This window comes from Zhongshania aliphaticivorans (assembly GCF_902705855.1).
GTDB classification, from domain to species: Bacteria; Pseudomonadota; Gammaproteobacteria; order Pseudomonadales; family Spongiibacteraceae; genus Spongiibacter; species Spongiibacter aliphaticivorans_B.
Genome location: NZ_CACSIJ010000001.1, coordinates 584297 through 608025, shown reverse-complemented (window position 1 = coordinate 608025; position 23729 = coordinate 584297). Strand labels below are relative to the sequence as shown.

General features: G+C 46.6%; 21 protein-coding genes. 17 read left to right on the top strand and 4 right to left on the bottom strand.

The window, feature by feature from the left end:
• The first annotated feature begins 3 nt into the window (after positions 1–3).
• The 15 genes from iscX to GVJ32_RS02690 all read left to right on the top strand — a co-directional run bounded on the left by iscX (position 4) and on the right by GVJ32_RS02690 (position 16540).
• Positions 4–204 (top strand): Fe-S cluster assembly protein IscX, encoded by a 201-nt coding sequence (gene iscX, locus GVJ32_RS02760; RefSeq protein ID WP_159238497.1) that lies wholly within the window; start codon positions 4–6, stop codon positions 202–204.
• A 209-nt stretch (positions 205–413) separates the two neighbouring features.
• Entirely contained in the window at positions 414–842 is a 429-nt protein-coding gene (gene ndk, locus GVJ32_RS02755; protein WP_159238496.1) for a nucleoside-diphosphate kinase, read from the top strand.
• Between the two features lie 30 nt (positions 843–872).
• Positions 873–2018: a 23S rRNA (adenine(2503)-C(2))-methyltransferase RlmN gene (rlmN, locus tag GVJ32_RS02750; protein WP_159238495.1), complete on the top strand. Its 1146-nt coding sequence runs from the start codon at positions 873–875 to the stop codon at positions 2016–2018.
• Positions 2019–2037: 19 nt separating this feature from the next.
• Entirely contained in the window at positions 2038–2841 is an 804-nt protein-coding gene (gene pilW / locus GVJ32_RS02745) for a type IV pilus biogenesis/stability protein PilW (protein WP_159238494.1), read from the top strand.
• A 9-nt stretch (positions 2842–2850) separates the two neighbouring features.
• Positions 2851–3633: a helix-turn-helix domain-containing protein gene (locus GVJ32_RS02740; protein WP_159238493.1), complete on the top strand. Its 783-nt coding sequence runs from the start codon at positions 2851–2853 to the stop codon at positions 3631–3633.
• Complete coding sequence (ispG, locus tag GVJ32_RS02735) at positions 3630–4742, top strand: flavodoxin-dependent (E)-4-hydroxy-3-methylbut-2-enyl-diphosphate synthase (RefSeq protein WP_159238492.1); 1113 nt, start codon at positions 3630–3632, stop codon at positions 4740–4742. The genes GVJ32_RS02740 and ispG overlap by 4 nt, the downstream gene beginning before the upstream one ends.
• A 46-nt stretch (positions 4743–4788) precedes the next feature.
• Complete coding sequence (gene hisS / locus GVJ32_RS02730) at positions 4789–6066, top strand: histidine--tRNA ligase (protein WP_159238491.1); 1278 nt, start codon at positions 4789–4791, stop codon at positions 6064–6066.
• Between the two features lie 31 nt (positions 6067–6097).
• Entirely contained in the window at positions 6098–6775 is a 678-nt protein-coding gene (locus GVJ32_RS02725) for a YfgM family protein (RefSeq protein WP_159238490.1), read from the top strand.
• Positions 6775–7926: an outer membrane protein assembly factor BamB gene (gene bamB, locus GVJ32_RS02720; RefSeq protein ID WP_159238489.1), complete on the top strand. Its 1152-nt coding sequence runs from the start codon at positions 6775–6777 to the stop codon at positions 7924–7926. The genes GVJ32_RS02725 and bamB overlap by 1 nt, the downstream gene beginning before the upstream one ends.
• Positions 7927–7978: 52 nt before the next feature.
• Positions 7979–9388 carry a ribosome biogenesis GTPase Der gene (gene der / locus GVJ32_RS02715; protein ID WP_159238488.1) on the top strand — a complete coding sequence of 470 codons (1410 nt, stop codon included), beginning with the start codon at positions 7979–7981 and terminating at the stop codon, positions 9386–9388.
• A gap of 69 nt (positions 9389–9457) precedes the next feature.
• Positions 9458–9853 (top strand): group III truncated hemoglobin, encoded by a 396-nt coding sequence (locus GVJ32_RS02710; RefSeq protein ID WP_159238487.1) that lies wholly within the window; start codon positions 9458–9460, stop codon positions 9851–9853.
• 302 nt (positions 9854–10155) lie between these two features.
• Positions 10156–12312, top strand: a complete 2157-nt coding sequence (locus GVJ32_RS02705; protein WP_159238486.1) for a TonB-dependent receptor — start codon at positions 10156–10158, stop codon at positions 12310–12312.
• Between the two features lie 512 nt (positions 12313–12824).
• A complete protein-coding gene (locus GVJ32_RS02700) occupies positions 12825–14957 on the top strand; it encodes a TonB-dependent receptor (RefSeq protein WP_159238485.1) in 2133 nt (710 codons plus the stop codon).
• Positions 14957–15625 (top strand): START domain-containing protein, encoded by a 669-nt coding sequence (locus tag GVJ32_RS02695; RefSeq protein ID WP_159238484.1) that lies wholly within the window; start codon positions 14957–14959, stop codon positions 15623–15625. The genes GVJ32_RS02700 and GVJ32_RS02695 overlap by 1 nt, the downstream gene beginning before the upstream one ends.
• Before the next feature lie 126 nt (positions 15626–15751).
• Positions 15752–16540 carry an SDR family oxidoreductase gene (locus GVJ32_RS02690; protein WP_159238483.1) on the top strand — a complete coding sequence of 263 codons (789 nt, stop codon included), beginning with the start codon at positions 15752–15754 and terminating at the stop codon, positions 16538–16540.
• A 226-nt stretch (positions 16541–16766) separates the two neighbouring features.
• Here GVJ32_RS02690 and GVJ32_RS18180 read toward each other — a convergent pair whose 3' ends face one another.
• Positions 16767–17375 carry a hypothetical protein gene (locus GVJ32_RS18180; protein ID WP_200841307.1) on the bottom strand — a complete coding sequence of 203 codons (609 nt, stop codon included), beginning with the start codon at positions 17373–17375 and terminating at the stop codon, positions 16767–16769.
• A gap of 57 nt (positions 17376–17432) precedes the next feature.
• On the opposite strand from GVJ32_RS18180, the gene GVJ32_RS02680 reads away from it, so the two are divergent.
• Positions 17433–17729 carry a DUF1244 domain-containing protein gene (locus GVJ32_RS02680; protein ID WP_159238482.1) on the top strand — a complete coding sequence of 99 codons (297 nt, stop codon included), beginning with the start codon at positions 17433–17435 and terminating at the stop codon, positions 17727–17729.
• Between the two features lie 28 nt (positions 17730–17757).
• On the opposite strand, the gene GVJ32_RS02675 is transcribed toward GVJ32_RS02680, so the two are convergent.
• Positions 17758–18159 carry a hypothetical protein gene (locus GVJ32_RS02675; RefSeq protein WP_159238481.1) on the bottom strand — a complete coding sequence of 134 codons (402 nt, stop codon included), beginning with the start codon at positions 18157–18159 and terminating at the stop codon, positions 17758–17760.
• A 72-nt stretch (positions 18160–18231) separates the two neighbouring features.
• On the opposite strand from GVJ32_RS02675, the gene dinB reads away from it, so the two are divergent.
• A complete protein-coding gene (gene dinB / locus GVJ32_RS02670) occupies positions 18232–19380 on the top strand; it encodes a DNA polymerase IV (protein WP_435808057.1) in 1149 nt (382 codons plus the stop codon).
• Positions 19381–19454: 74 nt separating this feature from the next.
• Here the strand turns inward: dinB and GVJ32_RS02665 are convergent, their stop codons facing one another.
• Together GVJ32_RS02665 and GVJ32_RS02660 are read right to left on the bottom strand one after the other, a co-directional pair.
• Positions 19455–20768 (bottom strand): OmpA family protein, encoded by a 1314-nt coding sequence (locus tag GVJ32_RS02665; RefSeq protein WP_159238479.1) that lies wholly within the window; start codon positions 20766–20768, stop codon positions 19455–19457.
• A gap of 66 nt (positions 20769–20834) precedes the next feature.
• Complete coding sequence (locus GVJ32_RS02660) at positions 20835–23591, bottom strand: hypothetical protein (protein WP_159238478.1); 2757 nt, start codon at positions 23589–23591, stop codon at positions 20835–20837.
• Positions 23592–23729: the final 138 nt, after the last annotated feature.

The following is a 23729-nucleotide window of genomic DNA, read 5'->3' as shown; positions in this document are numbered from 1 at the left end:
GAGATGGGGCTGAAATGGACAGATGTATTGGATATCGGCATTGAACTTGCTGATAAATTTCCTGAAGTAGATCCAATACATATTAATTTTGTGGATTTGCGCGACAAGGTCATGGGTTTAGATGATTTTGACGACGATCCAAAGCGCTGCGGTGAAAAGATCCTCGAGGCAATACAGGCTGCGTGGATAGAAGAGCAGGATTAAATTAGTAACAAGTGGTGTTTTCATTCTATAGAATCTCTGTTCTTGCAATGAAAAGTGTAGATTTACCGAAACACCGGCTATAACTCGCTGTCATANACTGTCTCGCGTACCTATTTGCTGGTAATGCGCGTATAATTCGACGATTTTTCGTGACGGGCAGATTCGTTTGCTCGGATTGTTCTTGTTTTACTTTTTTTGGAGAAAAACCGATGGGCGTTCAACGCACCCTTTCTATTGCCAAACCAGACGCTGTTAGTAAAAACGTTGTTGGTGAAATTTACAGTCGTTTTGAAAAGGCCGGTCTGCGCATTATTGCTGCAAAAATGCTGCGCTTGAGCCGTGAACAAGCAGAAGGATTTTATGCTGAGCATAAAGGCCGTCCGTTTTTTCCCGCGTTGGTTGACTTCATGACTTCTGGCCCCGTTACTGTACAAGTACTGGAAGGCGAAGGCGCTGTATTGCAAAACCGCGAGCTGATGGGCGCAACTAACCCAAAAGAAGCGGCTGCCGGTACTATTCGTGCAGACTTTGCTGAATCAATCGACGCTAATGCGGTTCATGGTTCAGACTCAGAAGAATCAGCGGCGCGTGAAATTGCGTTCTTCTTCTCTACCAGTGAGCTGTGTGAACGCGTTTAATCACGTTTACGCTCATTGCGGGGCATAAAAATGGAAACACCAACAGCGGTAGTTCAGCAAATGAAAGTGAATTTGCTCGGCATGTCGCGCAAAAAAATGGAAGAATACCTCACTTCTATTGGTGAAAAGCCTTTTCGTGCCCAACAGATCCTCAAGTGGATTCACCACTCGGGGATCGATAATTTTGATGAGATGACCAATCTCGGCAAGCCCTTGCGCGCTAAGCTTCAGGAACTTGCCGAGATTCGTCCTCCAAATGTGGTTAAGCAGCTAGATTCCATCGACGGAACCCGTAAATGGGCGGTAGAAGTGGGTGGCAATAATCTAGTCGAAACCGTATTAATTCCAGACGGTCAGCGTGGTACTTTGTGTGTGTCATCGCAGGTTGGTTGCAGCTTAGATTGCAGCTTTTGCGCGACGGGAAAACAAGGTTTTATGCGTGATTTGACCGCGTCTGAAATCATCGGTCAGGTTTGGTTAGCCATTAAGTCGTACGATGGTTTTAATTCAGGCAACAAACGTATCGTTACCAACGTCGTCATGATGGGCATGGGTGAGCCACTGCTTAATTTTGATAATGTCGTTGAAGCGATGAGCTTGATGTTGGATGACTTTGGCTATGGTTTGTCAAAGCGGCGAGTGACTTTGAGTACCTCCGGTGTTGTGCCGATGCTGGACAAGCTAGGTGATGTTTCTACGGTGTCGCTGGCCATCTCGCTACACGCGCCGAATGATGCGTTGCGAAGCGAATTGGTGCCTATCAATAAGAAATACCCCATCGCTGAGCTGCTTGCAGCCTGCCAGCGTTATTTGGACAAGCAAGAAGACACCCATCGCGTAGTGACTATTGAATACACGTTGATCGCCGGCGTGAATGATAGTCTTGAGCATGCGAAGGAATTAGCGGAAGTCCTGCGTAATTTACCCTGCAAAATTAATTTGATTCCATTCAATCCTTTTTCATTATCAAATTATGCACGGCCTAGTAAAAATGCTATCAATCGGTTTTGGCTAGCGCTGACTGAAGCTGGCTATGTCACTACTGTGCGAACGCCGCGCGGTGATGACATTGATGCGGCCTGCGGACAGTTGGCTGGACAAGTACAAGACCGGACCAAGCGTAGTGAGCGCCATCGACAACGGGCAGAGTTAGAGCAGCCTATTCGTTTGGTATAGATTTTCGGGAGCATACTGCATGTCGTGGTTAAGAATAAAAGGCATCAAGGTATTACCCCTTATTTTGGTAATGCTGTTTTCTACTCTCATATTGTCTGGGTGTGTGACGACAAAAAGTGGCGGTTTTGCATCGAAAGCAGATGACAAAAAGGCGTTTGAAACCTCTTTGCAATTGGCCCGCAGTTATATTGCGCAGGGTAATTGGGATCAAGCAAAACGGCATTTGCAATATGTTGAGGCAGAAGACAAAAACAACCCAGAAACATTAGAGGCCTTGGCGTTGGTGTTTCAAAATACCGGTGAGCTTGAATTAGCTGAGCGGTATTATTTGCGTTCAATTAGTTTGGCTCCTAATGCCTCACGGGTGCGGAATAATTACGCAGCTTTTTTATATGCCCGTGGCCGCTATGAAGAAGCGGCAACGCAATTAGAAGTGGTCGTTCAAGAGTTATTGTACGAGCGTCGTGTTGAGGCATTTGTAAATCTCGGACGTTGCTATCTGCAATTAAACCAATTAACAAAAGCGGAGGATGCGTTTAAACGCGCCTTCCTTATGCAAGGCGATGACGCTGCGGTATTAATGTCGTTGGCAGAAGTGTATTTTCGCATGGCGCGTTTTGCGGATTCACAGCGTTTTTATGATGCCTACCTCAGCAAGGATCCATCGCAAAATGCGGCGGCTTTATGGCTGGGTATACGTTTAGCAGATAAGTTTGATGATAAAAACTCCCATGCTAGTTTTGCGTTGGCCTTGAAAAACTTATATCCAAAATCGGAAGAATACCTGCTTTACAAAGCGTATATGCAGCAGGGTGATCGTTAGGAAATCATTATGCCGGGAACGAAACAGCTTTACCCCGGACCGCCGGGATCTGTATTGCACGACGCGCGTATCAGCGCGGGTAAAACAGTGCTGGAAACTGCCGAAGCGCTGAATTTGTTAAATAGTTATGTAGAAGCGCTTGAAGAAAACGACTACTCCCGTTTTAACTCACCGCTATTTGCACGCGGTTATATTAAAAGTTATGCCCGTTTTTTAGGGCTAGACGAAGTGCCCTTACTCAACGATTGTGATCGTATTTGCAAGCGTGAAGAGCAAGGCACTCAGCGGCGTCAGGCCCACATTCGGGGTAAAGTGCAAGCCCCAGGTCACGCTGGCTTTATATTGGCATTGTTTACTGCCTTAGTTGTGTGGTCGTTGTCTTGTTGGGTGTTTGGCGGCAGTGAACCCAAAGAATTATCGGTCGTTGTATTAAATGAGCAATTCCCTGAATTGGCTACGCTCAAAAAGGCGCCGTCCTTAGGCGAGAGTTTGCTGTCAGGTGGTCTTGTAAAGGTTCAGTCTGAAGACTTGTCTGAGCAGGTGCTGGAGTCCGCCGAACTTGAATTTATTGTAAGCGAAGATGTCTGGCTGGAAGTCCGTGATGGCCACAATAATGTGGCTGTAAGCGGTGTGCAAAGTAAGGGGGAAGCACTGAATTTAAGTGTGGATGGGCCTGTTACGGTGAGCACATCTTACTGGCCCGTGCTTGCCATATATTACAATGGTCGGCTGGTTGAGATTAAAGAATTGGCAAGTAGCAATGTAGTGCGTGTACAAGTAGGTGAATTATGAAAATGGCATCTCCGATAAAACGTCGTGTATCTCGGCAAATTCATATCGGTAATGTTGCTGTTGGTGGTGATGCACCAATATCAGTTCAAAGTATGACCAATACTGAAACCTGTGATGTAGCAGCGACGGTGGCGCAGATTAAACGTTTGGAAGCTGCGTGCGCGGACATCGTTCGGGTTTCTGTGCCGAGCATGGAAGCTGCAGAAGCGTTTAGAGAAATCCGCAAACAGGTGTCGGTTCCCTTGGTTGCAGATATTCATTTTGATCACAAAATTGCTTTAAAAGTAGCTGAATACGGTGTTGATTGCCTACGCATTAACCCAGGTAATATTGGCCGAGAAGATCGCGTTCGCGCAGTAATTGATGCGGCTAAATATCATAATATTCCGATCCGCATTGGTGTTAACGCGGGTTCGTTAGAGAAAGAGCTACAGCGTAAATACGGTGAGCCAACACCCGAGGCGTTGGTTGAGTCAGCCATGCGTCACATCGATATTCTCGATAAGTTGGATTTTCAGGATTTTAAGTTAAGTGTTAAAGCGTCTGACGTGTTTATGGCCGTGGCGGCATATCGCCAAATTGCCAGTCAGATAGATCAGCCTCTGCATCTTGGTATTACCGAAGCCGGCGGCTTGCGCGGTGGTACGGTAAAATCGGCAGTGGGATTGGGGCTGCTATTGATGGATGGTATTGGTGATACCATTCGCGTTTCTTTGGCGGCAGACCCCGTTGAAGAAGTGAAGGTCGGCTACGAGATTTTGAAGAGCCTTAAGCTGCGCACCAAAGGCATAAACTTCATTGCCTGCCCAAGCTGTTCTCGACAGAATTTTGACGTGATCAGTACCATGAATGAGCTAGAGGCGCGCCTTGATGACGTGACCACTCCGCTCGATGTTGCAGTTATCGGTTGTATCGTTAACGGCCCCGGCGAAGCAAAAGAAGCTGAGATTGGGTTAACGGGCGGTACGCCAAATAATTTAGTGTATGTGGCTGGTAAACCAGATCACAAAGTGAAGAACGAAGGCTTAGTCGATCATCTCGAAAAATTAATTCGTGAAAAGATCGCTCTTAAACAAGAACAAGATAAAGACCTTATTGCACGTAACTGAGTCGTTTTGCTCGGTTAGTACAAAGCTTGGTCGATAGGAATTAGTTTTGGCACGTATTCAATCAATTCGCGGCATGAATGATATTCTGCCATCAGAGACGCCGGTGTGGCAGTATCTTGAAGGCCGCGTGCGCGATGTACTTAGTCGTTATGGTTACAGTGAGATCCGCTTTCCCATCGTTGAACATACAGAACTTTTTAAACGCTCTATTGGTGAAGTTACCGATATTGTTGAAAAAGAAATGTATACCTTCGAGGATCGCAACGGTGACAGCCTAACGCTGCGCCCAGAAGGTACGGCAAGCTGTGTTCGCGCCTGTGATCAAAATGGCTTATTGCATAACCAGATACAGCGTCTGTGGTATACCGGCCCTATGTTTCGCCATGAGCGGCCACAAAAAGGTCGCCTGCGCCAGTTTCATCAAATTGGTGTAGAAACCTTTGGCATGGTCGGCCCAGACATTGATGCGGAGTTAATCTTATTAACCGCGCGACTTTGGCGGGAGCTGGGTATTAGCGACGCATTAACTCTTGAGTTAAACAGCATTGGCAATGCCGAGTCTCGCGCGAATTATCGCCAGGCTCTTGTTGAGTATTTGACGGGTTTTAAAGATCAGTTAGATGAGGACAGCAAACGCCGCTTAGAAACTAACCCATTACGGGTTCTAGACAGTAAAGACCCTAAAACGAGAGAGCTATTAGTAGCGGCGCCGGTATTAAGTGACTACCTTGATGAGGTTTCACGCAAGCATTTTGAAGGTTTGTGTGCCAGATTAGATGCAGTTGGCGTTGCTTATAAATTGAACCCGCAATTGGTGCGAGGCCTGGATTACTACGGTCTAACAGTGTTTGAATGGACGACCGATAAGCTGGGCGCTCAAGGTACTGTTTGTGCTGGTGGTCGCTACGACGGATTGGTTGAGCAGTTAGGCGGTAAGGCCACGCCAGCTGTTGGTTTTGCAATGGGTATTGAGCGTTTAGTGTTGATGTTGGAAACACTGGGCGTTACACCGCAAGAGCACACGCAAGCTGATATATTTATTGTGTCGGTTGGTGAGCAGGCTGATATTGAGGCCTTAAGTATCGCTGAGAAATTACGCGAGGCGATGCCTTCTGTGAAGGTGCTAATAAATTGTGGCGGTGGTAGTTTTAAAAGCCAATTTAAAAAGGCTGACAAGTCAGGCGCGTCGCTGGCAATTGTTTTAGGTGAAGACGAATTACAGCGGGCCGAGGCCGCGCTGAAACCGCTGCGCGCTGGTCAGGGCGAACAGCAGATGGTCGCCTTAGCTGATTTGGTAAATACTATTTCTAAGAATTATTTTTAAACGCGACGAGACAAGTCGGAGAGGAAGTTTAGTGGAAACGTATCGCACAGAAGAAGAACAAATCGAAGCTATCAAAAGATGGTGGCAAGAAAATGGCAAATCCACCGTATTTGGTATCGCACTTGCGTTGGCCATTGTATTCGGCTGGAGGGGGTGGCAGGGACATCAGCAAAATCAGGCCGCCGAAGCCTCGGCGATTTTTGATAATTTATTAGTTGCAGACGCGGCGGTACAGCGCGACGGCAGCAGTCTCAGCACGGCTAAGCATTTGGCCGACACTCTTAAAGACCAATTTGCTGGCTTGAGTTACGGCCAGTTCGCTGCGTTATACAAAGCAAAATATGCTGTTAAAACTGGTGATTACGCTGCGGCAAGAGCAGAGCTTGAATGGGTTTTAGATCAGCGTCCTAGTGTGCAAATTAAAGCACAGGCTGAAATGCGCTTGGCGCAGATTTTGTATTCAGAACAAGAGTATGACCAAGCTGTGAAATATTTGGCAGGGCTTGCGGAAACCGGCTATGCAGTTGAAGTTGCTGAATTGCAAGGCGACATCGCCTTTGCTCAAGATGATAAAGCAGCTGCCTTGGCAGCATATCAGCGCGCTCGTTCATTAGCGCGGGAGCAGGAGGCACCGGTGAACAATACGATGCTGGAAATGAAAATTAATGACTTATCTGCGGCAGCTACTGCTGTAGAAGGGGCTAAGTAATGAAGTTGATTTCTGCGGTTACTGTGCTGCTAGCAAGCGCAATGATGGTGGCCTGTGCCTCTGATCCAACCAGTCGCGATCCCGCGAAGTTGACAGATTTTCAGGCAGAGAAAAAGCTAAAAGAAGCGTGGTCATATTCTTTAGGTGATGGCCAGGCAGAAGCCTACCATCGCATTGTGCCAGTTATCGATGGCGATGAAATTTTTATCGCGTCATCTAACGGCAAAGTGGCAGCGTTGAAAAAAAGTAATGGTAAAAAGATTTGGAAAGAATCTTATGATTTACGGATTTCTGGCGGTGTAGGTGTTTCGGGTACATTGCTATTTGTTGGCACCTCTGACGGTGAAATTGTCGCCATTGATCGCCTATCTGGCGATATCGTTTGGAGAACGCCCGTGAGCAGTGAGGTGCTATCTGCACCGCAAAGCAATGGCTCTGTTGTCGTTGCACAGACCTATAGCGGTGATGTGCAGGGCTTTAATTTTGAAGACGGAAAATTGCTGTGGACATACTCGTCACAAGTGCCGCGTTTGACCTTACGTGGCACTAGTACGCCAAAAGTAGTTGGCAGCATAGTGATGATTGGCTTCGCTAACGGCCGCGTGATGGCTTTTGATATTGATAACGGCACCCAGCTTTGGGAACAGCGTATTTCTGTGCCTCAAGGGAGTACTGAAATTGAGCGCTTGGTTGATGTTGATGGTCGTTTGCTAGTGATGGAAGACGGCCAGACTGTGGTAGCAACAGGGTATCAAGGTCAGGTAATGGCTATTGATATTCGCAGTGGTCGCCCGCTTTGGGTAAAAGAGACCTCTAGCTACGTTGGTGCGGCAGATAATTTTGGTAATGTGTTTGTGGTTGCCGCTGATGGTAGTGTGAATGCAATTGCTGACAATGGTCAGGGCGCACTTTGGACGCAAACTGTATTGGCGCGCAGAGAGCTAACTGAACCCGCTGTATTTGACGGGGCGGTAGCCGTGGGTGACTTCGAAGGCTATTTACACATGTTGGCTAAAGACGATGGGCGCTTGCTTGCCCGTACCCGAGCGGACAGTGACGGCTTGAGAGCGCCGATGATTGCCGATGGTAAATTATTGTATGTTTATGGCAATAGCGGTGAATTGATAGCGTATAAGTTACAAGACCGTTAAGTTTTAATACCTTGTTTTTTTTGCCGTGCGTTGATCAGAGTTAAATAGAATTATGGTTCCTGTTATTGCCTTGGTAGGCCGACCTAATGTCGGTAAATCAACTCTGTTCAATCGGCTTACTAAAAGTCGCGATGCGCTAGTTGCTAATTTTCCGGGTTTAACCCGTGATCGTAAATACGGTGAAGCCAGCCACAGTAATCGTCGTTATATCGTTATAGATACTGGCGGTGTTAATGGTGACGAGGTGGGGATAGACGGCCCAATGGCGCAGCAATCTATGCAGGCCATTGACGAAGCGGATGCCGTATTGCTGATGCTAGACGCGCGAGCGGGTCTAATGCCTGCCGACGAGGGTTTAATTAAGCATCTTCGCAGTTGTTCTAAACCAGTATTTTTTGTCGCTAATAAAGTAGATGGCACTGATGCCGAAGTGGCAAAAGCTNAATTCTATAGAACAGGCGCGGCAAAAATTTATCCATTAACCGCAACCCAGGGTAAAGGTGTGCGGGTGTTGATGGACGACGTGTTAGCAGAGTTTCCCCAAGAGGCGGAAGATAAACAAGCCTCGCTGGCAACCGGGAAAAAAATTGCAGTTGTAGGGCGGCCTAATGTGGGTAAATCTACCCTTGTTAACCGTATGCTTGGTGAAGATCGTGTGGTGGTTTACGACGAACCAGGCACAACCCGAGATAGTGTCTATATAAATTATGAACGTGAAGGTGAAGCCTACACCTTGATTGACACTGCCGGTATTCGCAAGCGCAAACACATTTCTGAAGCGGTAGAAAAATTCTCAATTGTTAAAACTCTGAAAGCAATTGAAGACGCTAATGTTGTTATTCTGGTCATGGATGGTCGGGAGAGCATAGTAGACCAGGATTTGCATTTGCTGGGTCAAGTTGTTGACTCAGGTCGCGCAGTGGTTGTAGCCATAAATAAGTGGGATGGCCTGACGGCCGAGCAGAAAGATCATATTAAAAAGGAACTCGATAGGCGCTTACAGTTTATCGATTTTGCTGAAATACATTTTATCTCTGCCTTACATGGCACTGGTGTAGGTCATCTCTACGAATCCGTTGAAAAGGCTTATGAGTCGGCGACCCGTCAACTTCAAACCCGAATGTTGACGACTATTCTTGAGGGCGCAGTGCACGACCATTCTCCGCCGATGATTAATGGGCGGCGCATAAAACTTCGTTACGCCCATCCTGGCGGTCAGAACCCTCCGATTATTGTTATTCACGGTAATCAAACGGAGAAAGTTCCTAGCAGTTACACCCGCTACTTAGAGAAAGTATTTAGACGTGAATTAAAGATGATGGGCACGCCCATAAAAATTGAATTCAAAACCTCTGAAAACCCCTTTGAAGGTAAGAAGAACGAACTTACCAAACGTCAAGTTGAACGCAAGCAAAGAGTAATGCGTTTTGCCAAAGCAAAGTCTGCCAGACGGAAAAAATGACAACATTCTGTGGGCAATAGTAATTTTATGACTATTGCCCCATTCTTAATGACATACCTTATTTAATCTATGTCTTCTGTTCTTAAAAATAAGCCGGATCTAGATAGCTCAGAACATATTGCCGAGTTCGTCGCGGCTTTTTATGCCTGTCTTTTAAATGATCATCGATTGGCGCCGATCTTTACCGAGGTTGCGGGCATCGATATTCATGAGCATTTCCCCCGAATTCAAGCCTACTGGGAAAAGCTTTTACTGGGACAGAATAACTACCATCGCCATACTATGAATATCCATCGCCAATTGGACGCTAAGCAACGCTTGCTCCCCGGTGATTTTGATCAATGGTTAATGTATTTTATTCAAACGGCAGATCAAGGCTTTAAAGGCGATAAAACCGAGCGAGCTAAGCGCATTGCCGCTACTATCGCGGTCAATATGCGTACAGCTTTAGCTGCGCATGACTAGATTTTGTCTATGTGCTTTGTTTATTCCCCCAATTAGATAGCATTCCAATTCTCTACTCCTGCCAGTAGTCTCAATATAGCCATGGTTAAATACTTTACATTCGTAAAGCTTCGCGAGGACTCATACCGATTTCAAGGCGCATTGATTAGCTGACATAGCCTGATCAAGATAACTAATACGATTATTTTTATTTTGAATATCATACGTTTGCGAAAAATATGCTTATGGTATAAATTTGAGGCGTCACAGAAGTCATTTCTGATGTCGTAATAGATTTATTGCCTGCAATGCGGAGAATAATAATGAATAAAAATTTAAATAGACGTTCAAGATTTAGTTCAATCGGGGCGACAATTCTCGGCGGTTCAATTTTGCTGCCAATGGCTGCGTATGCGCAGCTAGAGGAGGTCGTTGTAACCGCTCAGAAGCGTGAGGAGAGTGTGCAGACGGTTCCTATCGCGATGACTGCGGTATCGGCGAATGGCTTGGAAAAGGCTGGTATTTCTGGAACAGATGAATTGTCGATGGTTATTCCTAATCTTCAGTACAGTCGTCAAATTTCATCTGCAACCCCGTTTATTCGTGGTGTTGGGACCAAGAACTCGTCGGCTGGCGAAGAAAGTAGTGTGTCGACATATGTAGACGGTGTTTACTATTCGTCGATGGTAGCTTCCGTTATGGAGTTTAATAATATAGAGCGTGTTGAAGTTTTACGTGGCCCACAGGGCACGTTGTTTGGTCGCAACGCGACCGGTGGCTTAATCCATGTCATTACTAAAAACCCTGCGTTTGAGCCTTCTGCAAAAATATCTGTTGGGGCAGGTAGTTATGACTCATTTAATACTGGATTTTATGGAACCGTAGGTTTGTCGGAGCGAATTGCTGCGGACGTCTCGTTATTAGTTAAGAAGCGCGACGAAGGTTACGGTACTAATCGCTTTAATGGTCGTGATCGTGTCGGAGAAGAAGACCGCTCGCTACGGAGTAAATTGTTGTTCGATGTTGACGACAAAACATCGATTGTCATGTCGGCACTCTATGCAGATCGTGAAAGCGATGTCGGGATTGCCCGCCAGCCAGCTAAGGGTACCGTCGCTACTGGCGGTGGCGTATATACCGGTGATTTTCAGGATATTAATTCCGACTGGGAGCCCATTGTTGACAGTGCGCAGCGGGTAGCAACCTTTCAGCTTACCCACGCTTTTGAGTCCGTCGAGCTAATTGCAACCAGCGCATATTCGGAACTGGATGCGTTTACCTTACTTGATCAAGACTCTGGGCCAAGTCATGTCGTTAACTTTGTGGTTAACGAGCGGAGTAAGCAGCTGTCTCAGGAATTTCAGTTCAATTCAACTGGTGACGGCGCATTAAAATGGACAGCGGGCTTATTTTTTATGTCGGCTGAGTCGAAAAATGCACCGACCCAAACTACGTCGGCGAATCCAGCGTTTAATATCAACATGGATACTGCGCAGGAGACGACTTCTTACGCTGCGTATGCTCAGGGCACTTACGACCTTAGCGACGCAACAGCGCTAACTTTAGGCCTCCGTTGGACGATGGATGAGCGCGAGTTTAGCGGTAAAACTACCAGTATCGCGAGTGGCGCGCCGATTAACCCTGCGCTCCCCGTGTTAAAAGATGATGAGTCGTGGGAAGAGCCAACGTGGCGTTTGGCAATAGATCATCAGCTCAATGAAGAAATGTTAGTTTTTGCGTCATATAGTCGTGGATTTAAGAGCGGGGTTTATAACACTTTACCAGTATTTGGTGCGTTGCCAGAACCTGTGGATCCTGAAATTCTAGACTCCTACGAAGTCGGTTTTAAAGGCGACTTTTTGGATAACAGCTTACGGGTTAATGGGTCGGTATTTTATTATGAGTTCGACAATTTACAAATGCAGCAGATTTTGGGAGGTGCTATTTTTCTCTTTAATGTCGGTGATTCAGAAATGCAAGGCGCTGAGATCGAAAGCACTTATTTTGTGACAAGCAATTTGGATGTCAATGTGTCGGCATCTTATTTAGACACGGAATACACAGATTTTCAAAATGGTCCGGTAATCTCGCCAGATACCTCGGATAATATTGGGAATATGGTAACTACTAATAGCGACTTGTCCGGCTATGAACTCACCCGGGCACCTAAGTACACTTATAGTGTAAGCACTAATTACCGTCACGATGTAGGCATAGGAGAGTTGAGTTTAAATTTAGCGTATTACTATAATGATGGCTTTTTTTGGGAGCCAGATAATCGTACTAAGCAAGATTCTTACGACGTGTTAAATGCAGAAGTTGCATTAACTGAGCATGAGGATAAATGGAAGGTTCGAGTATTTGCCCGCAATCTACTAGATACGGAATATTCCTACTATTCTCAGCAAAGTAGCTTCGGAGATTTTGTTTCTGCGGCGCCCCCTAAGACGTTTGGTATTTCTGCGGAGTATTCATTCTAATAAACATTAAAGTACTTTCACTAGAATCGGTGAGTGATGTAGATGTTGTCTTGATATAAGTTAATCTTAGTTAGTAAATCATGTTTGAAACTTGGGAGCGTAAGCTCCCTTTTTTTTATTATGTATGGAGGGGTAATTAATCTAAAGAAATTAGAAATGATCGTTTGATCATATTGTGCTTGCGAAGCAGAGATCCTGAGTCTAGTCTCTAATTGTTGATTGCCGAGTACTCATGTTATGCAGCGTGAGAAATATGAGTAACATTGGCCATTAATTGCGCTCATCTTATTAAGAGCGAATTTTTGAGATTCGAGCAGTGGAACACTCATAATAAAAATATTGATTTACTTCCCAAGGAGATGGGTATGGCCAGGCTTACATGGTTTTCGTCGAGAATAATTTTTGTTATATGTGTGTGTTGTCCGCTTCAATCTTTTGCAGTAGAGCCAGTTAGTGGTGAGACCGTGAAAAGCGGAAAATCGGTGCTACGCTCACGCGTTTTGGAGGAGGTCGTGGTTACAGCCACGAAGCGAGAAGCGGATTTGCGAGACGTACCTCTGAGTATCGATGCTTTTAGTGGTGAGGCCCTGCGAGAAATTGGTGTTGAAAATGTCGAAGGCATCGCGCGATTTTCTCCCGGCGTATCGGTAAGCCCAGGCTTGGATCCTGAAGCTGCGCAGATCATTATTCGCGGTGTATCCACTGACACATTCTTTACGTTCTTTACCCGAACTTTCGGGATGTTTTACGAAGATATTTCACTTGTTAATCCTTCTATATTGGGTCCGCAGCCAAATATAGATCCTTTTGACCTACAGTCAGTTGAAATTCTTAAAGGTCCGCAGGGCACCTTATTTGGCGGCTCAGCTTTGTCTGGTGCGGTGCGCTATGTTCCTAATCGTCCCGATTATGAGGGCGCCTACGGTAAGATCGCTGCGAATATTGGTACATTAGATAAGAGTTCTGGAAATTCGCACCGCTATGATGTGATGTGGAATCAACCCTTTGGTGAGAATTTAGCTGCGCGGGTTGTTGCCAGCAAAGGTGACCGCCCTGGATATGTGAAAGATATTCGTTCTGGTCGGGACGATATAAATTCCACAGATTCAGAGCAGTTTCGGGCGCTGCTAAGTTGGCGGGCGACTGAGAAGTTAGAGTTTCGCTTGAACGCGTTGCGACGGGAAACCCATCAAGACGATGGCTCTTTTGCTGATAACGATCAAGATCCGACCCACTCCAATCGATTTTTTGCTGATGTCTTAGACTCGCGTACTGACATTGTTATTTTAACAACAGAGTACGGTTTCGAATCAGCAGACCTGAGCTTGGTAGTGAGTAAATTAGATAAGGACTATCCGCAGCGTTTAGACTATTCGCAGTTTTTTGGCACGTCACCGCTAGGGGTGGGGCTGTATGGTGATACTACAATTTATTCCTCGCAACCGAGTGCAGAGTTGCGATTGGTGTCGGCAAGTCCAACCGAGTCGAATTGGTGGGTGTTCAGAGATTGGGATTATGTAGTCGGCTTGTTTTATATAGAGAGTGAGCAGTTCTTAAGCCTGGAGTTGGGTACTGAGTTAACGGGTAATATTCTGCAATTAAAAGGTGACGTTTATGCCGAGGAGTTAGCGCTGTTCTTTGATGTAAAGCGCAAATTTGGCGATCGCTGGGAGTTTGGTTTCGGCGGACGTTATTTTGAACAGTCTACTGTTGCAGATATTTCTACTATCGCTGATCCCGTGAGTGGCTTAAGCGCCACAAATCCCTTGCTGGGTTTACTTACACCAATTATAGATGCCTTGCCCCTCGATAGCACCGGTGTGAATTTGGGGCGTGATCAAGGAACGATTAGTGAAACAGTTTTTAATCCAAAGTTTACCCTGCAATGGAGCTATAGCGATGAGCTCTCTGTGTTTACCTCCGCAGTAAAAGGCTTCCGCTATGCGGGGGCGAACCAGAATCCAAGCCGTGACCCTAATGTGCCTTTATTTTTTGAGTCCGATGAAATTTGGAACTATGAGTTGGGTATTCGTACAGAGTGGTTTGATGGCGCGTTGCAGGTCGATGCGACGGTTTTCCAATTGGAATGGACTGATATGCAAGTGCAGCAGCGTGATTACACCGGTGCATTTGCGTATTCTGACAATGTTGGTGGCGCGCGCAACAGGGGATTCGAGGTCGGTGTAAATATGTTATTGCCGGCAGGTTTTTATTTAAAGCTAAATGGTTCTTATGTGGATGCGCAAACCACCGAATTTTTTGACGATTTCCAAGGGCCGGCCCCGGCGGGTACTGAATTACCCGGTTCTTCACCGGTTTCGGGTTCGGCATTATTACTCTGGGCTTACCCGCTGGCAGACGGTCAATTTAGTGCTACTTTGTCGTACACCTATCAGAACCGTAATTATAATAATCTGGCGCATACGTATGAGCATCCGCCGCTTGAGTTGTTCGGTGCGTCCGCAAATTTGAGTATGCCGAATTGGCCTGGTGCACCAGTATTTAGTTTAATTGGTACTAACCTGACTAATGAGTTTAAGCCAGCCGTTGTATTCGATACGCCAAATACCGGCGGTATACTCACTATTTTTAATCCGCCGCGCTCTTTTCGCTTAGGTGTTGAGTTCACAATTGGAGATATTTGATGTCTAGTCGGTGTGAAGCATGGCGCGCTACCTTAACGCGTTTTACGGGTTTTTATGTGATTCCTTTGGGCGTGGTTGTGCTTTTACTCCAAGTGCCAGCGAGTTATGGCCTTAGCGATGATTGGCGCTTAGAAAAAGTTGATCACGGAGTCAAGGTTTACAGTCGCGCCGTCTCACACTCACCGATTCGGGCTGTGAAGGGCGAGGTTATTATTAATACAGATATTGAAAGCGCAGTAGATTTTTTGGCAAACGTTGAGCTTCGTCCGAGTTGGGACGAGATGTGTGTTGAGGCCTATTTAGTGGCTAGCCCAGCAGCTGATGTGGAACAGATTTACGTTCACCATGACCTTCCGTGGCCAGTAAAAGATCGCGATATGATAATGGAAGTCAAATGGCATCGAGATACCGACACCGGAGTCGCTACCATGCATGGTAAAGCAATTGCGAGTGGGGTACCGGAGTACGGTGATCGAGTAAGGGTGCGTGACTCAGTAAATAGCTGGGTGATTACGCCATTGGCACAGGGCGGGATTAGCTTGGAAGCAGAGATGCACGCTGATCCAGCCGGGCCGATTCCCGCGTGGTTACTTAATTGGCTATCAGTGGAGGCACCTATTACAACTTTGCAGAAAATAAAGGCTATTTTAGAGGCGCAAACGTCGTAGGAAATCTAGTCGTACAACGTCCCCATTTTGCAGATCAACCCCGTCCGAATGGGTGGTGTTGAATTTCTCTGGCTCCGTTAAGCTGGTTACTGTCATTACAATAATTTTTAATAACAGGATCAGATTATGCTTTTACAAGGCAAGGTAGTCATTGTGTCTGGAATTGGCCCTGGGCTTGGGCAGGAATTAGCTGTCGAAGCAGCGAAGCAGGGCGCCTCGGTTGCAATGTGCGCTCGTACACACAGCAAACTCGATGACGCTGAAGCTGAGATCGCCGCGCTAGGTTTAGGCACTCAAGTATTGAAAATTGCGACCGACATTCGCGATCGAGGGCAATGTGCGAACCTGGTCGCGCAAACTATTTCCCACTTTGGCCGTATCGATGTGCTTTTTAATAGTGCTTATAATCCGGGTGAGTTTGGCCCGATAGAGAGTGCGAATCTCGATAGTTGGCGCGCTGCTATGGACGTGAACTTGTTTGGCACGATGGCGCTAACATTAGAAACCATACCGCAAATGAAAAAGCAGGGCGGTGGTGCTATTGTTATGATTAACACGATGGTTACCCGCAAGCCTCTTCATACCCAAGGTGGATATGGTGCATCTAAAGCCGCACTGGCGAGTGCAACCTCGCATTTAGCGTTGGAGTTAGGTGCATATAATATTCGGGTTAATTCTGCGTATATGGGATGGATGTGGGGGCCGGCGGTGGAAGGTTATCTGCAAATGAATGCTGACGCAGGTGGCCCGACTGTTGAGCAGCAGGTTGCTGCGGTATCGAAAAATATTCCCCTTGGCCATATTCCTGACGATGCCGATTGTGCAAAAGCTGCGATATTTTTGGGTTCTGACTACGCTTGCGCAGTTACCGGCGCCGCGCTTGACGTGAATGGTGGAGAATATCTACCCCACTGATGGTACTTCTATTGTTGGGTGACGAAGGATTAACTTATATTATTGTTAATAAATAAACGTAGGTTTGTCGTGGTTAACTCCTCAATACGCAGTTTTCGCTTATTAGGAGTATTAATAAATACTGACTGGCTCAGAAATCTTGGTAGGTAGCGGTGAGAATAGGGTTGTAAAGCGTGTGTTGGCTGCTTTACAACCCTTGTTGCTAGCGATGTTTCTGGGGTCGTAGCTACTTTTTAGGGGCCGCTTTTTTGGCGACAGCCTTTTTCGGAGCGGCTTTCTTCGCCGGTGCTTTTTTAACCGCAGCCTTTTTCGCCGGTGCTTTTTTGGCTACAGCTTTCTTTGCCGCTGCTTTTTGGGGTGCAGCTTTGGTTTTGCTGTCAAAGCTTTTCGCGGCATCTTGGGCGGCTTTGGCTAGTGCCTTAGCCCGTTGATAATCACCTTTAAGTTCGGCCAGTTGGTTTTTTGCCATAATCATAACGGCTCTAGCATCAAGCTCTAACTCTTTGGCGCTCTCGACAGCAGAGTGGGCGCGATCGACTTGTGTTTGAATCCGGCTGTCCATTTTAGCTTTGGCTTTTTTCTGTAATTCGCCAAGCTTAGCTTGTTCTGTTTTTAATTTTTCACGGGCGCGTTCTGCTTGTGCTTTTGCTTTATCAATTGCCTTATTGGCATCAGTCATTAAGCGATCACGCAGTTGTTCAACTTTTGCTTCAAGTGATTCAATTTCTTTGCGGATCAGTGCAACGGGATCCATTTTCTTATTTGTCATATCAGCGAGCCTCGGTAAACGTTTATTTTGTATTAATCGACGAACTTCACTACTTGCAACAGCCATAACATAGCAAACTTTGCGATAATGCACAGTGAAACTTTAATTTATTAGGACGAAACAATGGATAAAACGCAAATTGATGCTATTGAGGCGGCGGTATTTCGTCGCTTATTAGCCCATTTAGACGAACGTAAAGATGTTCAGAATATCGACTTAATGAATTTGGCGGGGTTTTGTCGTAACTGCTTGTCTAAATGGTATATGGCGGCAGCGGAGAATGAGAATTTGAGCGTCGATTACGATGCGGCGCGAGAGCGCGTTTATGGTATGCCGTATTCACAATGGAAGGCAGAATTTCAACGTGAAGCCAGTGCCGAACAATTGGCTGGCTTCGACAAAAATAATCCAAAAAAGTGAGATATTTATTGGTGTGGCACTAAATATGTTAAAGGCCACCGTTTGGAATGAAACGGTTGTCGGTGTTATTGCGAATCCATAAAAGCATTTCGCGATCCAGTTTTTCGCCGCGTTTACGCAGTGCTTTATTAAGCCATATAGCGGGAGATTCTTTGCCAGCGTCCCAGCCGCTAATGAGTTTTTCCGCACGGGTGAAAAAGCGGATTAAGGCAATAATGTCGTCGTTGCTGAGTTCCTCGGCAGCGGTTTGCCAGTGCTCTTGTGATACGCGCATAAAGACGCTGTAGTTTTGTTGTTCATCACTCGTAAATGGTGCTGGCAGCTCTTCTAACTGATCGTCGTTGCTAATTGCAATACAGCGTTGCAGCCACCGCGAATCTATTGAGAGCGCGTCTTTTTCTTTTTCAGGGGTCCAGCTACCAATTGCCATTTCTTAATTGCTCGCATTACTTACAATGTCACTAGTATAGCGCACATTCATTAGTGACTTGCGGGATGGTATTTGTTATTTTGCTGGCTATTTATACAGTTGTTTGGGCGGGTTGGTGAGTGGTGCTTTTTGCGTAAGATAATTCACTGCGACTGCGATTGCTTTTATGCCTCAGTGGAGCTGCGGGATGACCCAAGTTTAAAGGGGCGTCCCGTCGCCGTGGGGGGGGCTGCGGATCGTAGGGGGGTTGTCGCAACCTGTAATTACGAGGCCCGTGCATTTGGCATACATTCGGCTATGCCTACAGCGAGTGCTATGCGGCGTTGTCCAGAGCTTATTGTTTTAACTCCCCGTATGGATAAATATCGCGATGCTGCTTTGTTGATACGAGATATTTTCAGTCGCTATACCACGGAAATAGAGCCTCTGTCCTTGGATGAGGCTTATCTAGATGTAACTAACTGCACTGAGTTTCAAGGTAGTGCTACGCGTATTGCGCAGGCGATACGTCAACAGGTGAAAGATGAGGTTGGGATCACTATTTCTGCTGGTGTGGCGCCGAATAAGTTCTTGGCAAAAGTGGCAAGTGATTGGGATAAGCCTGACGGCTTAACGGTGATTACGCCCGCTAAAGTTGATGAGTTTGTGTTAGACCTACCGGTAAAGAAGATTCATGGCGTGGGTAAAGTGATGGCGGCGCGAATGGCTGAACACGGAATTTTTTCCTGTGCAGATTTGCGAGTACGCTCATTGGATGAGTTACTAATTCTGTTTGGCAAGTTTGGCCATCAATTGTACGACTATGCTAGGGGTATTGATGGGCGCCTAGTTAAGCCACATCGAGAGCGGAAATCATTGAGTGTAGAGACGACCTTTGCGCAGGACCTTGTCGGTGTTGATATCGCTAAATCTGCGGTGTCNGGTTTGTTCACTGAGCTTGAAAAGCGCTTGCTTGGTGTTGGTGAAAAGCGGTTTTCTGGTGCTTTTGTAAAATTGAAGTCTGCAGATTTTAGACAAACTACGATTGACCGACGCTATGACGGTGAGCTGAACTTGGCGCTTTTCGAAGGCTTGCTGGAGGAGGCCTGGCCACGAATGGCTTCAGCACTGCGTTTGATTGGTATTGGTGTGCGTTTTTCTGTAAAAGAAGAACAAAATAAAAAGAGCATATTGCCGCATTTGCATGAGGAGCAACTGGATCTGTTTTCTGATCTTGATTGATTTTAGTCGTAGTCACAAAACGCTGGGCAATAAAAAAGGGCGGTAAAACCGCCCTTATTCAGTATTAACCAACCTTATCTGTTCGGGCTGATAACCTGTAATTCAACACGGCGATTGCGCTCACGGCCTTCGTCAGTGTTGTTGTCTGCGACTGGTTTGCTTTCGCCGTAACCTTTCGCTTGTTGGCGTGAACGGCTAATGCCTTTGGTTGTTAAGTAATTAACTACCGACTGCGCACGTGACTGAGACAGCGTTTGGTTATAAGAGTCACTGCCGACAGAGTCGGTGTGGCCCATAATGATGATGCTAACGTCAGGCTCGTTTGACAGCGACTCGGCCACTTTATCTAGAATGGTTTGTGAGTCGAGCATTAAGCGCGATTTATTGAACTCAAAGTGTACGCCTGTGAGCTCAACGGTTTGTGAGATAACACAGCCGCGTGAGTTAACTTTCAAGCCGGGTAGAGTGCCAGGACATTGGTCAATCTTGTCAGGTACGCCGTCGCCGTCGCTATCAAGTGGGCAGCCTTGCGCATTCACAGGTACGCCGCGTGGTGTATTTGGACATTGGTCAATGTCATTTGGTACGCCATCGCCGTCGTCATCAATTGAGCAACCGTGTACGTTAACCCGTGCACCTGGGGGTGTGTTGGGACACTGATCACGGAAGTTTGGAATGCCGTCATTGTCGCTATCCAATGGGCAGCCAGTAGAATCAACTGGTGTACCGCGAGGGGTGTTTGGGCATTTATCTAAGCGGTCTGGTACACCGTCACCGTCTGAGTCGTAGTTATATGGCAGTGGCTTTTCACCGAAGGGAACAGAAATACCAATTAAGACAGCATAAGTGTAGAAGTTTTCATCGCTTGGAAATAATGGTGTTTGACGTTTGATGCTATCAATTTGATAGCGGACTTCGCCACGTATCGCGACAGTATCAAGTTCATAGGTAAAACCGCCGATAAGATCGCTACCATAGTCAGATTGAGTGGCAGTGATTGTACCTGCATCATATTCTACTTCGTGGTAAGTCAGGCCTACACCGATGTATGGTTGAACTGGGTCGGCATCTAGCATGAATGCGCCGCGTGGGAAGTATAAAAAGTCTAAGCCACCCGCAGTACGGCTGTAGGTGTCATCTTTAGAGTTTTTGAATTCACCATAATTAAGGTGGGTATCGACCATAACGTAGGCGCTAATTGGCTTACCTAGGCCGATTTTGCCTTCATTGCCTGAATCAAAATCGCTTTTATCGGCAATCGTGGTGCCGATTATGCCGTGCATGCGCCAGCGATTATCAATTACTGTTTCTTCATCGTCTGCCGCAAAAGCAGAAAAAGCGCTGCACCCTACAGCTAGAGCAAGCGTTATATTACGCATTTGACTCATTAACATATTCTCCATGTTCAAGCACATATTAAAACGCGACCTTGCGGCCGCGCTTATTCGTTATTACTAAGGTGTTGGCAGGCCAGGAATGCTTGGCAAGCCCGGTGCGCCGCCTGGGAGCGTGGGAATAGAGAAGTTCCCAAATACGTCTTGGCAATCATCAAAACTGATGCCAGTTAATTCGCTAAATGCACCTGGATTGAGGCCCAGTAAGGCATCTAGCAAAGTGCCTACTACTGTTGTTAGCGGATCTACGACACATGCATCAAGCGCAGTAATGACTGGGCTTAATGGAGAGCCGTCTCCAAGTAATCCATTAGTTACTTGGCCTAGGCCGCCAATCGGACTATCAGGTAAATTCTCATTAATTGTAGAGAAATTACCGGTGATCAGTGCGTTAACAATTTCTTCGCCGGGAATTGCGCCGCCGTCATCGTTGGTGGCAAGGGCTGTGAGAATCGGATCTGCAATTGTACTGATGGTGTACACCAGTGGAAGTACAATGCCTGGACCTTCTAAGCCTGGGAAGTTTCCGCCCAAGGTCAATACCGGCTCAAGTGTTTCACATAGCTCGTTAGAGAAGATCAGTAAGTCATCGTCAGCGGCAGGTAAAATCAGAACCGTAGAGCCTTCTTGAGTGACAATATCACCCTCGGTAAAGCCATCGTCATCGCTGTCGATAAAGGCCTGCACACATACTGTGCTTAGGCGCAGTAGGCCGCGTGATTCAAGTGAGCCTTTAGTTTGACCGCTAAAGCTTGCAGCAGGTGTGCTAGATGTTTCTGGCAGACCAGGAATTTGATCTAGGCCAGGAAGTTGGTCAAAACCAGGTAGTTGATCTAGGCCGGGAAGTGAGTCCGTACCAGGAAGGCTCGGTGCAGCACTTGATACACAGCTCGGTGAAGCACTTGCGTTGCCTGACCAGTATCCTGAGAGGGCTGAGAATATAAGGCGCTCGCGGTCAGTTACATCGACCAGTGGAGAGTCGTCTGCTTTTGGATTGGCTAAAAATGCGTCGCTCATGTCATCTGCGCCGCTTTCAAATAGTGCGAAAGCGTAGAAGCGCTGGTTACCGCGAAGGTAGTTTTCACCATCAGCTACAGTGCCCACTAGGTCTGTACGGCCAACGCAGGAGAACTCGTCAATAGAAACATCGTCAGGCGAGTTGGCGTTTGATGCTTGGTAAAGATGAAGTTCAACAACCTCATCATCAATAGCATTTATCGTACGGGTTGCTTCTACGTCAGAAATCCCATCGGTATATCTAGCTCGCAACAATACGATGCTGTCACCGGCAACCGCATCATCTTTAGGGTTAACGGTAGTTGTGTTGCTATTTTCTTTGGGGTTAACGCTAAGGCGGTCAGTGTTGTTAAGCTCCCAGTCCACAAACGCCTCTGGGCAGGCAATGGTATCGGTACTGTCAAAGTCTTTGAAGGTACACATCGCAATGTAATCAATGCCGTCGTTAAATACGTTTAGGAAAATAGTGTCGGCATTGTTTGGAGGTGTTTCACCGTCAGCGCGAACAATGGTAATTGCAGTTACTTCAGCGTCAACCAGTTGTAGGTCTAGAGAATCGGAAATAATCGACCCTGTGTTACTGTTGGTATAGGTTCCCTTGACTGTGTTGACGCGGTCTTCTATAGCAAGCGCATCGTATTCGTTTTGACCAATTAATGACGCATCGCCATCGTCTTCATCTGGACCTTCTGCGAAAATCGTAGTTGGCACAGGGGAGGCAGACCAGGCCAGTATGTCTGGGCTAGAGCATTGGTATGCTGTAATGGGGGCTTGATTTGGGTTTTGTGGATTGGTGTAAGTGAGTTCAGCCACTAACTGCAGGCGCTGTGCCGCAGGTACTTTTATGGTGGTTTCGTTCAAACCTTTGCAATCATTTAAGTAATTTGTTGCGTTGAAGAATATTTGACTTGAATCGCAAGCATCTGCCGCTGGATTGGTGACTGCACAAATGGCCACTTTACTTACGACTGCTGGGACTAGCTCTATTATCAGAGAAGCGATTTCGACCTCACTCGGGTCGTTGCAGGGAACTCCTTTCTCTATAGCTTTAATCCTGACGGAGACTTGTGATTGGTTGCTAGGAGTAAAGGGATTGCTAATTGTGGCAGGTGCAAATGCTTCACCGCTGGCATCGGTGCTGGTAGTGCCAAATGTAAAGATAGTGTTTTTGTCGGAGCAGAATGTTGCATTTGCTGTTGAATTTTCAGTTACACCGGGTAAACCTTGTAATTTTTGTAAAAGTTTGTAGCTGGCGTTTACTTTGGCCGCAGGGTTAGACGGGTTAAAAGCAATAACCGTTTGGCCGCTAATGTACTTCGGCCCACTAACCAGTGGTGGAACTACTGTGAATGGTTCAGTAATGGTGTAGGTGGTGCCTTTAAGCGGATATTTGCCGGTAATTGTAAGGTTTTTCAAGGTGTCTGTGCTGGCAAGTCTAACGGTACTAATAATATCTAATACGTCGCGAAGTTGCCCCGCGTCTCTCACCGCATCCGCAAGCTTGGCTATGGCAGGGCTGCCAATGCTTCCACCTAAAGTCCATTGGGTTCCAGCTGTAACGTTAAGCTCGGGCCCTAGGTTATTCTCTACGCCATCAGTTTGTAGCGCTAACATTCTCGCTTGAATGCTGTTGGTGCCGGTTCCAGCAAGTTGATTTCCATTAGGGAAATCAATACGGAGGGAGCTTGGGTCTAAGCCAGGGCTTGGACGGTCAGGGCTGCGGGCATCACCGCCACCACCACAGGCAACAAGCAAGCTCGCCGCCAATGTTAACGATAAGGCTAAGGTATTCGTTTTCATTTATTCCCCTCCGGGAGAGACTAGCTGAAACAGATTCATGCGGATATTAAAATTTTAAGTATACGTAGTTTCACGGATGTTATATGTAAAAACAACACTCCGTGCGTCTAAGTTCCCATGTTAGAGCTAAAAATGTGA

Coding starts and splice junctions, on each gene's coding strand:
- ndk (WP_159238496.1), top strand. CDS start 414: ATGGGCGTTCAACGCACCCTTTCTATTGCCAAACCAGACGCTGTTAGT.
- GVJ32_RS02705 (WP_159238486.1), top strand. CDS start 10,156: ATGAATAAAAATTTAAATAGACGTTCAAGATTTAGTTCAATCGGGGCG.
- rlmN (WP_159238495.1), top strand. CDS start 873: ATGGAAACACCAACAGCGGTAGTTCAGCAAATGAAAGTGAATTTGCTC.
- GVJ32_RS02675 (WP_159238481.1), bottom strand. CDS start 18,159: ATGGCAATTGGTAGCTGGACCCCTGAAAAAGAAAAAGACGCGCTCTCA.
- GVJ32_RS18180 (WP_200841307.1), bottom strand. CDS start 17,375: ATGGCTGTTGCAAGTAGTGAAGTTCGTCGATTAATACAAAATAAACGT.
- bamB (WP_159238489.1), top strand. CDS start 6,775: ATGAAGTTGATTTCTGCGGTTACTGTGCTGCTAGCAAGCGCAATGATG.
- GVJ32_RS02665 (WP_159238479.1), bottom strand. CDS start 20,768: ATGAGTCAAATGCGTAATATAACGCTTGCTCTAGCTGTAGGGTGCAGC.
- iscX (WP_159238497.1), top strand. CDS start 4: ATGGGGCTGAAATGGACAGATGTATTGGATATCGGCATTGAACTTGCT.
- GVJ32_RS02660 (WP_159238478.1), bottom strand. CDS start 23,591: ATGAAAACGAATACCTTAGCCTTATCGTTAACATTGGCGGCGAGCTTG.
- ispG (WP_159238492.1), top strand. CDS start 3,630: ATGAAAATGGCATCTCCGATAAAACGTCGTGTATCTCGGCAAATTCAT.
- GVJ32_RS02710 (WP_159238487.1), top strand. CDS start 9,458: ATGTCTTCTGTTCTTAAAAATAAGCCGGATCTAGATAGCTCAGAACAT.
- GVJ32_RS02740 (WP_159238493.1), top strand. CDS start 2,851: ATGCCGGGAACGAAACAGCTTTACCCCGGACCGCCGGGATCTGTATTG.
- GVJ32_RS02680 (WP_159238482.1), top strand. CDS start 17,433: ATGGATAAAACGCAAATTGATGCTATTGAGGCGGCGGTATTTCGTCGC.
- GVJ32_RS02690 (WP_159238483.1), top strand. CDS start 15,752: ATGCTTTTACAAGGCAAGGTAGTCATTGTGTCTGGAATTGGCCCTGGG.
- GVJ32_RS02695 (WP_159238484.1), top strand. CDS start 14,957: ATGTCTAGTCGGTGTGAAGCATGGCGCGCTACCTTAACGCGTTTTACG.
- pilW (WP_159238494.1), top strand. CDS start 2,038: ATGTCGTGGTTAAGAATAAAAGGCATCAAGGTATTACCCCTTATTTTG.